General features: G+C 60.6%; 5 protein-coding genes. All 5 read right to left on the reverse strand.

All coding sequences use genetic code 11. The features are described 5' to 3' along the window. Positions 1-43 precede the first annotated feature (43 nt). The 5 genes from CQW31_RS09815 to CQW31_RS09835 all read right to left on the reverse strand — a co-directional run bounded on the left by CQW31_RS09815 (position 44) and on the right by CQW31_RS09835 (position 12,862). Positions 44-7,015: a neuraminidase-like domain-containing protein gene (locus tag CQW31_RS09815; RefSeq protein ID WP_099814372.1), complete on the reverse strand. Its 6,972-nt coding sequence runs from the start codon at positions 7,013-7,015 to the stop codon at positions 44-46. 309 nt (positions 7,016-7,324) lie between these two features. Continuing rightward, complete coding sequence (cycA, locus tag CQW31_RS09820) at positions 7,325-8,731, reverse strand: D-serine/D-alanine/glycine transporter (RefSeq protein ID WP_099814373.1); 1,407 nt, start codon at positions 8,729-8,731, stop codon at positions 7,325-7,327. A 156-nt stretch (positions 8,732-8,887) separates the two neighbouring features. Further along, the gene (locus CQW31_RS09825; protein ID WP_054887821.1) at positions 8,888-10,255 is read right to left on the reverse strand and encodes a PepSY domain-containing protein; all 1,368 of its coding nucleotides are present in this window, start codon (positions 10,253-10,255) and stop codon (positions 8,888-8,890) included. Positions 10,256-10,313: 58 nt separating this feature from the next. Then, on the reverse strand, positions 10,314-12,371 hold the full coding sequence (locus tag CQW31_RS09830; protein ID WP_099814374.1) for a TonB-dependent copper receptor: 2,058 nt from the start codon (positions 12,369-12,371) through the stop codon (positions 10,314-10,316). A gap of 65 nt (positions 12,372-12,436) precedes the next feature. Then, positions 12,437-12,862, reverse strand: a complete 426-nt coding sequence (locus CQW31_RS09835; RefSeq protein WP_099814375.1) for a DUF2946 domain-containing protein — start codon at positions 12,860-12,862, stop codon at positions 12,437-12,439. Between the last annotated feature and the right edge of the window lie 13 nt (positions 12,863-12,875).

Genomic DNA, 12,875 nt, shown 5'->3' on the forward strand with positions numbered 1-12,875 from the left:
ACAGGATTGGGGCTGCGGAAGCAGCCCCCGAGGCCATCAGCCGTTACGCATCGCCTTGTTGTGCTGTGGCAACCCCTTTCCTGATCTTGTCTATCTCCTTGATGAAATCGCCATCGCCCGCCTTGGCCGTATAAACCATGTTGAACCGTATGTCCTCGATGATCGAAAGGTCCTTGAGCAGGCCCTCATCGCCCAATAGCTCCAGCGTCCACTGCGAGATAGCGCCGGTACCTTCGAACGGCAGGTAACGGCCATCGTGGAACATCAATTCATACACCCAGGTACCGGCATCGTAGCCAAGCCCGTCTTCGGCCACGGTTGACGACAACGCGATCTGCTGGTTTTCGCGGGGGTTACGCAGGACCAGTCTGGGATTATCTTTCGCGCTCTTCACCACGACGTCGTCCTCCGTGCCTGGATAGAAGGAGCGAGCTGCATCCTTGTGAGGCTCAAGCAGCGTGGTACTGGCTGTTTGCTTGAGGATTGCACACAGCTCTTGCGGCTGTTTGTCTGCCTTGAGTACGAGCGTGACGGACACATATTTCAGTTGGCGGAGGTACTGACCCGGGTAACTTTTGTCGAAATCATCTGCCTTGAATTCGAACGTGTGGGTCAGCGGGGTGGTGCGTTTAGCATTCTTCTTGAAAATATCGGCCCACTTTTCTTCGGCCTTGGTTGCATCACTGTCCAGCTGGTTCTTGAGGCTGAAGGTCTTCTTGATAGTCAACCGCCGCTCGTTTCTGGCCAGGTATTCATTTTCCATCTGCTGCAGGTTCAGCAGCAGCGATTCGCCCGCCAGCATGCCTTTGTAGTTGTCGCGCCAGGCGCTGGTATCGATGAAGCTGTCACGCCGGTAGTCGCCGATTTCATAGCGCCAAGCGGCCTCTACCCCCATGCACAGTGAGCGTACAGCGTCGTAGGCCGCCCCGTAGATATACTCCTGGCGTGCGACCAGCCAGTTATAGACGGGGATGATAGTGAACCCGGTGGTCATGGAGACGTAGGCTTCCTGTTCATTGATTCGCGCCTGCTCGCACTGGGCGAGAGCGATGGTGCTGGCGTTCAGTTCGATATTGGTTTCCTTAATTTGCTGATCGAGGATTTTCAGGTCCCATTCAACCTGGCTTTTGTTGAACACCCACTCGGCGGAGCGGCGGTTATAGGCTGCTTGAGTCACCAGTTCTTCGGCGATGACGTTGCTGATGTCGGCCGCCGCCTCGAAACCTTGGCCAACAAAAACGTTTATGGCTTCAGGTTTGTTTCCACCTACTGCCAACCCATAAATAGTGGGGACCGCGGTACCCATTGCGCCCGCGATTGCAAAATTATAGATAGCTGCAGCCTTGCTGGTTTTTGAAATCCAGGAGAAGGCGGTGGCTGCTTCTTCTTCGGGAGAGCGGCCGACATCGATGAGGTCGCTGAAATAGTCTTTCTGTGCCAGCGCTTTGTCGCGGCTGATCTGCAGTACCTTTTTTTTGGCCTGAACGCTACTAATCCCCTCTTTCTGCAGGCGAATTGCGAAATCAGCCATCTTGATATCCTGCGCTTTCAATTGCACCGACAGGCTGGTGTTGAACTCTTCCTCCATCAAACTCATGTAGTGCCGGCCGAAGTCCGACAACTGCTGGGCGGCTGCCTTGGCGAGAGGCAGTAGTTGACGGAAGCGGTAGTGCGGGATATCAACCTGGCCACTGCGGTAAGGAATAGGCAGATTGCTCACGCCGCCTCGCCCATTGTCGAAAGCGTCCAAGCTTTCGCTGCCCCAGTCCAGCGGCGGGAGCTTTTTGCCATCAAGGGTAAGCCCATTGCGCAGGTTGTACAGCCGGCTTTGCAGGGTTTGGTGCAGGTCAAGCACCCGGCCATTGATTGGTCGGCGGAAGCTGCCCTCGTTGACCGAGGCCAAGGTCACAGCGTTCCAGCGCGAGGCATTGCTGCCTTGTGGCAGCGGGCCGAGCAACTGTTGCGCCTGCTGGTAGCAAAGCCAGGCCTGGTTCAGTGAACTGAGGGTGAGTTGACGGTAGAAATGGTCGCCCTGTAACTGCCAGTTTTCCAGCAGCGACAAGTAGATCGCCTGCTGGTAGTGACGCGAAAGGGTGAACACCCGGCTGATGGGATCGACACCCTTGCGCAGGGAAGAACTCAAGGTGCCCACCTGGGAAAGCGGGCGGGTGCCCCAGGGGGCGGGGCGGCCATGCGCGTCGTCTTTGCTCCGGTAAGGGTTGAACAGGTAACGCAGGTACCAGTCTTCGGCTTCTTCGAACTGTTGTTGTTCGGTCAGGCGCATGGCCACCAGAGCCGGTACATGCAAGAACAGTTCTCGGAAGTAAAGAGCGTTAGCGCCATGGAAGTCCATGTCGACAGGCGCGTCCGAGTCTGATTCAAGGCTCGGTTCTTGCAGTTTCTGCGTGTCCCAGGCAAGTACCTGCTCGACCCCCTGGCTGGCGCGTGCGACGAGGTTCTTGCCGAACAGTGTATTGAGGCGGATCTTATGTGTTGGGAATTCAGGCTTAAGCTCTTTAACCTGGCTCAGGTCGAGATACTGTGCCTGGTTTGCATTGGATGCAAGGGAAACAGTCCAAGTCTCGTCAGCGGCGGTGTCTGACGATATCTCGTATACTACTTCCCCCAGGTCGAGGTCTTCGTTCTCTTTATTCTTAATGGTTCTCCAAGCAAGGTGCAGGTAAATTTTTATCTTGATTTCCTTGTATTTTTTTGTGTCGGCTTCGAGTTCGACTGCGTGCCCGGTTTCTTTTGAGATGCCATACCTTCCAAACCCGTTATGTGCATAAATTATTCTTTCGTCGTTGTCTGCAAAAACAAGTGCAGAAACTGCGCCGTTAGAAATCCACCTGTCGGATGTTCCTTCGGGTATGTGTGGGTGTATGTTGATACGAATTTTATCTTTGGTGGGAGAAGAAAAATCAACGTCAATGGAAGCGTCTTTGATGCTGGATTTTTTTAGTTTTAAGCTCCTTGGGTTGCCGTTGTAATGATGCTGGATGTCGTGCGCGTTTTTGTAAGTTTTCAGAAGCGAAACATAGAGTGTGAAAGCGTCTTTATCATCTATTACCTTGTTCGCTAACAACAGGAGGTCTCGCGCTTCAAGGTAGTAGTCGGTATTCCGCTTGTGTTGCGTATCTTTTCCTTCTTCCAGTTTCTTTTCGCTATCATGCAATAGCGCAGTCAGCAATAACTCGTTATCACTGGTTTCCTGAACCACCACGATCAAGCCGGGCATGAAGCTCACATCTTTCGCGCGTGTTTCATCCCATTTTCCGTCTTTATAGCCATCCAGGCAGAACAGCTCATTACTGGTACTCCAGGTCGCGTCGCTTTGTTGGAATATGAAATTCACCGACAGCTTGCGCTTGTTATGCAAGGTCTTGTTCTGGTTTTTGTCATCCGGCAGGTCAGTGCTGCCACGCTCTGCCCAGAACACATACCGACGACCCGCAATGACCACCGGGCGTACGGTGTCGTGAAGCTTGCCGTCGTACTTGCTTTGGGCAATTTCACCTGTGGCCGCCAGGTCAATTTTCTCCCACTCGCTCCAGGCCAGCGGGCTTAGCCGGTTCTGATCGTCACGCAGGCCGATGTCCAGCGTTCGCCAGTAATACTCGTAGGGTGTGGTGTTGGTCTTGGCGATAAGGTGATAGGTGTCCTGCTTGGGGTTATGTCCGTCCAGGTAGCCGCTGACCACTTGCAGGTTGCTGACCCGTTCGAACTTGGCCAGGTAGCTGCAGATGGCGGTGTGCAGCAGCGAGGTGTCCATCTTGCCCTGGTTGAGGGCCACCTCCAGTTCCTGAAACGCCACGCTCTTGTTGGTGCGGTTGGCGTAGTAGATGAGGTTGGCGGGGTGGTTGTAGCGGTCGATCAGGCGTTTCCACGTACCGTACTGCCCCAGCCCATTCTGCCATTCGGCCTGATCCTCGCCGGAAGGCCCGGCGTCGCCATACCCCGGCTCAAGCCGCGCAAACAGCCGTGAAAGGTAGTGCTGCAGGCTGCCGATGGCCTGGTTCAGCAACGTGGTGGTGACCTCGCTGGCGACCTGGATATCGGTCAGGCAGTAACTCGACAGGTCATCGAAGGAGGCCACTTTGGGTTTCGCATCAGGCTCGGGCGGTGCCCAGTGTGCGATCAGGTAGCCGGCCAGTGCGTCGCGCCAGTGTTCGCGCATCTGCTTGTCTACTACTTCGCGCAGCGCGTCATCGACGCTGGCCATCAGCAACTGGCTGGCACCCTCGAACTCCCGGTACGGCGAGGTCTCGCTGAGTTCGCTGAGGCTCAGCAGTGAGCTGCAGGCCAGGCCGGTCTTTTCGCTGAGCCGTTTCAGCCGCAGGATATAGTCGATGTCGCTGATGGTGCTGGGCACACAGGACGTGCCGACCAGACGATTGACCGTTCCAGGCCGGTCAGCGAGTGCTTCCATGGCGATCGGGAAGTAGCCAAACTCGGCGTCTGTTTTTTTTTCTTCCGACCTCGCTACCCATGCATCAGGCTTATATCCTTTTTGGTACTGGTCCGGTGTGAGTAGCAGCGGCCCCGGGTTTTGCTTGAGAAATTCAATCAGTTTGTCCACAAAACCTTGGAACGGAGCAAAGTATTGGGTCTTGCCCGTTCGGCGCACAATAAATGCCTCGAAGTGGAGCTTGATTCCTCGTACGTTGTAGTAGTCACGTTCTGCGTCGGTAAGTGTTTCCAGGAAGTCGTCAAAGGTCGGCCTTGTGTCCTCTACCGCCTGTTCCGTCATGATGTTCGGGCAGGCCTCTTCCACTTCGCGCTCATCCCACCCTATCAAGGTGCCCAATGCCTTGACGGCTTGGGTAACTTTTTCTGGAACGGTGGAGAAACGGTGCCTGGTCAGATAACCGATGACGTCACGCTCATCGGCGCCATTGGCTCTGCCCACCTCGACCCAATCCCGGAAGCGACTGAGTTGATAGCACAGGTCGAGGGTAATGGCCTCGTCCGGGGTCTTTTCCAGGTCGAACCATTCCGGCTTGTCACACAGTGCCCTTAGCACGCCGGGGCTCACACGCAGCAGGCCAACAAGCGCGCAGCGGCGCTCGGCTTTGGACCACACCAGGCTTGATTCCCATCGGTCAGCGGCCTTGGTCTTGCTGTTCTGATCGAGGACCGTCATTGCTGCCTTCAGCACCTGCGACGCTGTCGTACCGGGCCAGCCCAATAGTGCCGTCACGTGCTGCAGGCTGAGGCCGGGCTGAGGCAGCAGGTTGCCAAAAACGAACATCAGCAAGCTTGCTGCCGCCTCTTGCTGATCGCTTTCAGTCGCCTTGGGAAGCAGAGCTTCCCTGATAAGTTCGCCATGCTTCTGAAGGGAACTTTGCAGCGAGCTGCCCACCGCTAGCTCCGTTGTGGGGACTGGCGCCAACGTCACCAGCAGAGCACTGGGCAGGATCTGCTGTTGACGCAGCCACTGGTCAAGGTTGCCAAGCGCGACCAGGGTGTCGAGCACATCGCTGGCACCCGGGACGTCACTGATCAGCGGCGTGCCTGCCAGCTGTGCAAGCACATCGGTGCCGGTCGTTGCCAGCAGCCCAACCAAGGCGCTTGCTTCGCGGGCGGAGCGCTTGAACAGGCGATGCAAGCGGCTGAGGCGATACAGCGCAGAAATCAACGACAGCGACACTTTGTACACCTTCAGCCCTTGCGCCTGCTTGACCTGCGCGAGGTACACCAAGGTTGCCTGCTCATCCACGCCCAAGGCCTTGGCCAGTGCCGGCACGACCTTGAACTGGCCGTCCTTGCCATCGGCCGGGTCGAATACGCGATCGTCGAGGATCAGTGGGTTGGGTGTGTCGAGCTGGCCGGCACCTGGGCCATCGAGTATCCGGTCGAGCATCGGTGCTTGCTCGCCAACCGCAAACGGGTTGATTTCACACACCAGAGCGGCGAACTGTTCGGCGCTTATGCCGTAGGCCTCGTTCAGGTAGCGGAAAACCCCCATGGCACGGATAGTGGATGGCGACAGGTGCCAGTTGTCGAACTGACCTTCGGCACGCAGGATCGACGTCAACAGCAGGTCGACGTCCTTGAATGGCAGCGCCAGCGCCCGTTGCAGGTGGATCATCTGGTACATACGCGACAGGCAGTTGTAATCGATTGAGTCAAACCGCGGTTTGATACCTGCCCCGGCCAAGCCATCCTTGATCGTGAGTGGCGTTTTTCGGCGCGCATTGATGTATGCCGCGCCGTAATGGAATTTGTCCAGCACAGGCTTGCCGGTGGGGCGGTAGGCATCGGAGCTGCGCACCAGGCTGTAGCTGGCCGCAGCATTGTCATCGATCCCGGCCACGGCCAGCATTTCCAGTATCTGCTCGAAGCTCAGCCCGGTTCGGCGGCCGAATGTTTCGACATCGTGCAACGAAGCAATGGCCTTTTTGGCGTCGATATCGGCCATCCCGTACCACTGACGCCATTCGTTGCCGATCTCGCGCAAGGGCTTTTCTTCCAGTAGCAACGCTTGCAGGGCGGGGCTGAAGCCGCTGGCGTTACGCATGGCCTGGCGCAGCTCATCGCTGCGCAGCCCTTCATAGCAGAAGTTGGGGTAGCTGTATTGCGTCTGCTGTAGCAATTCGAATAAAGGAGTTCGCTTGTACGAGAGTACCGCCTTGACTTGCTCGTGGGCATAGTTGAACGGCAGGTGGGCATGCTGGCCTGCGCTGGCCAGTACCTCGGGCAAGTAAGCCTTTGCCCCGGCACGTTCCTGAGCATGGTACGCGAGGGCGCGAATGGCCAGGGTCAGTGCGCTGACGGGGTGCTCCAGTTTGCCGGGATCGAGCAGTAGTGCGCCGATGTCCGGGCGCCGTTGCGCCAGTGTCAGGCGGCGGGTGTCCGTGCTGGCCGCCTCCATTTCCAGGGCCTTTTGATAGAGGGCGTGCAGATAGGCGATGGGCCCGGTGTTCGATTCGGGCGCATCGGGGCTGCACGGGTTGGCCAACTGTTCGGGGAAGAGCTTGGCGTAGGTGTGGGCGGTAGCGGCTTGCTCGGTCATGCGGGCGTGCTCCCTGGCGGGTGAGGATGGTCATTGCCATACATCGCGATCTGGGAGTATTTGAGGGCTAAGGCGGGGAGGTCACAACTGGCAAAAATATCAGGTCGAGACAGGACGAATGCCGCAACGCAGGTGCGGCAAGCGATGCGGCACTACAGTAGTTTCTGCGGTTCGGGATTGGCGTCCGGTTGTCAGAACCGGACACATCGCACTTGCGATAGTTGTGTCCTGCATGGTTGCACCCGTTAGGGGCGCAGCCGCGGGAGCCTGGCTTGCCGGCGATGGGCTGCAAAGCAGCCCCCGAGGCCATCAGCCGTTACGCACAGCCGAACGAGGATGACGGCGGCTACGCACGCCCTGATAGGTCACTGCCAGCAGCAAGAACCAGACAGGCGTGACGACCAGCGCAGAACGCGTATCCGCCTCCAGGCTCAACAACACCAGGATGAAGGCAAAGAACGCCAGGCACACGTAGCACATGAAGCGCCCGCCCGGCATCTTGTACTTCGAGGCCTGGTGCAGTGCCGCACGGTTTTTGCGGTACTTCAGGTACGACAGCAGAATCAGCGTCCAGACGAACATGAACAGCACCGCCGAGACCGTGGTCACCAGGGTGAACGCCTCGACCACGTTCGGCACCAAGTAGATCAGCACCGCACCCAGTAGCAGGCAGGTGCAGGAGAAGTACAGGCCGTTGGCCGGCACCGAGCGGCTCGACAGTTTCTCGAACGCCTTGGGCGCATCGCCCTCCTGGGACAGGCCGTAGAGCATGCGGCTGGTGGAGAACACGCCGCTGTTGGCCGACGAGGCGGCCGAGGTCAGCACCACGAAGTTGATGATGCTCGCCGCCGCCGGCAGGCCGGCCAGCACGAACAGCTCCACGAACGGGCTCTTGCCCGGTACCACGTCGCGCCATGGCGTCACCGCCATGATCGCGATCAGTGCCAGCACGTAGAACACGATGATCCGCACCGGGATCGAGTTGATCGCCCGTGGCAGGGTGCGCTCGGGGTTCTTCGCCTCAGCTGCAGTGGTGCCCACCAGCTCGATGCCGACGAAGGCGAACACGGCGATCTGGAAACCGGCGAAGAAGCCCATCAGGCCATTGGGGAACATGCCGCCGTCGTTCCACAGGTTGGCCAGTTGCGCGGTGCGCCCGCTCGGCGAAGTGAAGCCGGTGATGACCATGTACAGCCCGGTAGCGATCAGGCCGAGGATGGCGACGATCTTGACCAGGGCGAACCAGAACTCCAGCTCGCCGAACATCTTCACGGTCACCAGGTTCAGCGACAACAGCAGCCCGACGCAGGTCAGCGCCGGTATCCACTGCGGCAGGTCGGGGAACCAGAACTGCGTGTACGCGGCGATGGCGACCACGTCGGCGATGCCGGTGACCACCCAGCAGAACCAGTAGGTCCAGCCGGTGAAGTAGCCGGCCCAGGGGCCGAGCAGGTCGGCGGAGAAGTCGATGAACGACTTGTAGTTGAGGTTCGACAGCAGCAGTTCGCCCATGGCGCGCATGACGAAGAACAGCATGAAGCCGATGATCATGTAGACGAAAATGATCGACGGGCCCGCCAGGCTGATGGTCTTGCCCGAACCCATGAACAGGCCGGTGCCGATGGCGCCGCCGATGGCGATCAGCTGGATGTGGCGGTTGGTCAGGTTGCGCTGCAGATGTTGTTCATCTGGCGTGTTGGGAGAAGTTTGCGTCATCAAGCTGCATTCCCTTGGAAGGTCGGTCTTCTTGTCGGAGGTAGCCGGTTAGGCTAACACGCTCGTGCCAGATCGGGGCGCGACAGATCGACTCGACTTTTGGGTAGCAGCTGTTCTCCTGTGCCCGCGAAGAGGCCGGTGCAGGTTGAAGCGCGATCAGGCGTTGGCCAGCACCCGGCGGCGCCTCACCACCAGGCTATCGACCACCCACATCACCACCATCGACACCCCCACCAGCGGGAACATCACGCCCAGCACCAGCATTACCCCCACCGCCGCCTTCCAGCGCGGCAGGTCATGGCGCAGCGGCGGCACGCCCAGCCCTCCCTCGGGCCGGCGTTTCCACCACATCACCAGGCCGCTCACCGAACCCAGCAGGATCATCAGGCACACCAGCAAAATGATGATCTGGTTCAACGGTCCGAACATCTTGCCCTCGTGCAGCATCACGCCCAGCTCGGTAGCACGAGCCACCGGGCTGTAATCCTGCCAGCGCACATCGGCCAGCACCTTGCCGGTGTACTGGTCGACATGCAGCGTCGCATCGTTGCGCGGGTCGTCGGCGAACACGGCGATGGTGTACACGCCTTCGGCGGTGGTAGGCGCGGTGATGCTGTAGCCCGGTTCGACCTGGCGCGAAGTGGCGATGTCTTCGACCTGCTGCAGGCTCACCTGAGGCGCAGCCGGTGCACTGTCCATCATGTGATGCCCGGCATGTTCGGCATGCGCGCCGGACTGCGGCATCGGCGTGTTCTCCATCGCCCACGGCACGGTCTGACGGTGTGCGCTGTTCAGTTCGCGCGCTTGCTGGTCCGACTTGGGCACGTCATTCCACATGGCTGCCGGGAAGCGGTTCCACAGATCGGCGTACTGCTTGCCCCACATGCCGGTCCAGGTCATGCCGCTGACCAGCATCAGCAACAGCAGGGCCGAACCCCAGAAGCCGGTCACCGCGTGCAGGTCGCGCCAGAACAACCGACCTTTCGCCGCGAACCGTGGCCACAGCACGCCGGCACCGTTACGCCCGCGTGGCCACCAGAGGTACAGGCCAGACACCACCAGCACGATGCCCCAGCCGGCGGCCAACTCAACCAGGCGGTCACCGACCGTACCGACCATCAGCTCGCCGTGCAGGGCGCGGGCGATGGCCTGCAGGTTCTGCTTGCCGTCCTGCTGGCCAAGGATCTTGCCGCTGTACGGGTCGACGAACACGTTCAGCTCGCGGCCACCGTCATGCACCACGAACTGCGCGCTGCGCTCGGCATTGATCGGCGGCAGGTACTGGCCGACATGGCCTTTCGGGTAGGCCTGGCGCACTTCGGCCAGCAGCGTGTCGGCGCCCTGTCGATGATGGCCGGCTTCGACCACCATCAAGTCACGGTACAGCAGCGGGTCGAGCTGCGGCTTGAACAGGTAGATGATCCCGGTGATCGCCAGCAGGATCATGAACGGGGCGACGAACAGCCCCGCATAAAAGTGCCAACGCCAGGCCAGGTTGTAGAAGTTGATGCGTGTTCCTCTCATGGGAACCTCCCGTTTGACCAGCTGATGAGCGCGACCGAAGCCGCGCCCGTTGTTGTTGTCAGAAGCTGAAATCGACCTTGGTCCAGAAGGTCCTGCCTGGCTCGTTGACCGGCTGTGGATCATTGGCCGGGTAGCCGAACCCGGCATTCCCGGCCAGGTTCAGGTGCTCGGCGTAGGCCTTGTCGAACAGGTTGTCGACCCCTGCGCTGAGCTTGAGGTTGTGGTTCACCTTGTAGGCGCCGTTGAGCGAGAACACGCCGAAGCCGGCGCTCTTGTCGTAGTCCTTGCCGACCACGTTGCCCTGGTTCTCGGCGATGCGGTTCTGCTCCGCCACCAGGCGCCACAGGGCACCGGCGCTCCAGCTGTCGCGGCTGTAGGTCAGGCCCAGGCGGCTTTCTAGCGGCGGCATCTGTGGCAGTGCCTTGCCGTCGCTGCTGTTCTTGCCCCAGGCGTAAGCCAGGGTGGCATCGGCCTTCCAGCGCTCGGTGAGCTTGTAGGCCGCGCCCAGTTCGCCGCCCATGATGCGGGCATCGATGTTCTGAGCCTGGGAGGTGCTCATGCCCATCATCCCGGTGCGGTAGTCGAACAGGATGTAGTCGCGGATCTGCCCGACGTAGCCCGAGGCCCAGGCCTCCAGGCGCTCGTCGCGGTACTGGATGCCGAAGTCGAGCTGGGTGGTCTTCTCTGGCTTGATGCCGTCGAACGCGTTGGCCGCACCGGGTGGCGCCAGCTTGGGCGAGAACAGCTCCCAGTAGTCCGGGAAGCGCTCGGCGTGGCCGAGGCCGATGTAGGTGGTGGCGGGGACCGCCGCCAGGTCATGCTCGTAACGTATGAAGCCGCTGGGCAGCGTGTCGGCGCGGGTGTCGCCTTGAGTGGCGCTGCCCTGGCGGAAGTCCCGGGCCGAGGCGCGGTCCAGGCGGGCACCGGTGATCAGCCGGTCTTCGCCGGTGGCGTACCAGGTGAGCTCGCCGAAAGCACCATAGTTGTGGAAGTCGGCGTCCTTGGTCCAAGGCTGGCCCTTGTGCGCATCGACGCCCATGCCGCCGCGCTGGCGGTGTTCGTTGGTCTGCGCGTCGATGCCGCCAATCAGTTGCACATCCGCCCAGCGCCAGGTGGCCTTTAGGCGAGCGCCCAGCGTGCGGCGGTCGACGTTGCTGACCATGGGCATGCCCATCATGCCGGTGCCTGATGGCGTGCGCAGGCTGTAGTTGTCCATCACGTGGTCGGCGTAGTTGTAGTAGACCTGTGCCTCGACCTTGTCGAGCACCTCGCCGAGGTTGGACTTCTCGAAGCGCAGGCCCAGGCTCTCGCGCTTGAACTGCGAGCCGTCCATGCCACGGCCGGCATAGCGTGCCTCGCCGTCACCCTTGCCGGCGGTGAGTTCGAGCAGCGTGTCCTGATCGGGGGTCCAGCCCAGGGCCACGTCGCCGTTCCATTTCTCCCAGCGCGAAGGCACGGTGTCGCCGTTGCCATCCTGGTAGTCGTCCGAGTGTGACTGGTTGCCGACGAAGCGCGCATAGCCCTGGCTGTTGCCGGCCGCAGCATCGAGCACCTTGTCGAAGCGGCCATTGGAGCCGGCCAGCAGGCTGGCGTTGACCCGGCTGCCGAGGGTGCCGAACTGCTCCGGCTCGCGTTCGAAGAGGATGGTGCCCGCCGAGCCGCCTGGCCCCCAGATCACGCTTTGCGGGCCTTTGATCACGGTCAGGCGGTCGTAGGTTTCCGGGGCGATGTAGGAGGTCGGGGCGTCCATACGGTTGGGGCAGGCGCCGAGCATCACGCCGCCGTTGGTAAGGATGTTCAGGCGCGAGCCAAACATGCCACGCAGCACCGGGTCGCCATTGGTGCCGCCGGCGCGTATGGCGGAAAAGCCAGGGATGGTCTTCAGGTAGTCGGCACCATCACTGGCCGGCACGGGTTGGCGCGGGTCCTTGGGGTTGGTGACCACGGTCAGTGGCGAGCTCGGTGCCAGCGCGGTGATCACCGTCGGGCTCAGCTCGGTGTCGGGGCTTTCATGGCCAGGAGCGGCAGCCAGCGCCACAGGGGCGAGCAGCGAGCCGCACAGCGCGGCGAATGTCCCTCGCAGGGAAGAAGCTAAAACAGGGGTGCAGCCGGACATAATGATTCCAGTCGATCAGTCATGAGTGTGCGCGAAGCCTCCTGGCTCCGGGCGATAACGGGAGTTCAGACGCTGATCGAAAGAGGCGGCGCGCGGCTGCGCGCACCGGGGAACACGGCCTGCCGGGCATGGCCCTGGCGCGTAGAGGTGGGCAGGGTTGTGGGGGGAACGGCACTGGCGACGCTGAGCGGGCTGAGGGTTTGCGGCAAGGCCGGGCAGTTGAACAGCAGACTGCAGTAGCCGCACTTTTCCCACATCACATGCAACTGGCCATCGTTATCGTGGCCGTGATGGGTATCGCTGCCCGCCGGCATGGACATCGACATGTCCATCGGCATGCTCATGCCAGCATGGTGGTCCATCGGCATCGACTGGGAAATCAGCGGGCCGATAAAGATCATCCACATGGCGAACAGGCTCAGCCAGCCGCCACCGGCGCGCCTGCGTTCAGGGCGGGTGGTACGGCTGAGGCTGTTGCGCGGCAGGCTCATGCTGGCGAGCGCC

The organism is Pseudomonas sp. 382 (assembly GCF_002759075.1).
GTDB lineage: Bacteria > Pseudomonadota > Gammaproteobacteria > Pseudomonadales > Pseudomonadaceae > Aquipseudomonas > Aquipseudomonas vlassakiae.

What these genes read in the sequence shown, in the direction of transcription:
- CQW31_RS09815 (WP_099814372.1), bottom strand. Translation starts at nt 7,015, where the DNA reads ATGACCGAGCAAGCCGCTACCGCCCACACCTACGCCAAGCTCTTCCCC.
- cycA (WP_099814373.1), bottom strand. Translation starts at nt 8,731, where the DNA reads ATGACGCAAACTTCTCCCAACACGCCAGATGAACAACATCTGCAGCGC.
- CQW31_RS09825 (WP_054887821.1), bottom strand. Translation starts at nt 10,255, where the DNA reads ATGAGAGGAACACGCATCAACTTCTACAACCTGGCCTGGCGTTGGCAC.
- CQW31_RS09830 (WP_099814374.1), bottom strand. Translation starts at nt 12,371, where the DNA reads ATGTCCGGCTGCACCCCTGTTTTAGCTTCTTCCCTGCGAGGGACATTC.
- CQW31_RS09835 (WP_099814375.1), bottom strand. Translation starts at nt 12,862, where the DNA reads ATGAGCCTGCCGCGCAACAGCCTCAGCCGTACCACCCGCCCTGAACGC.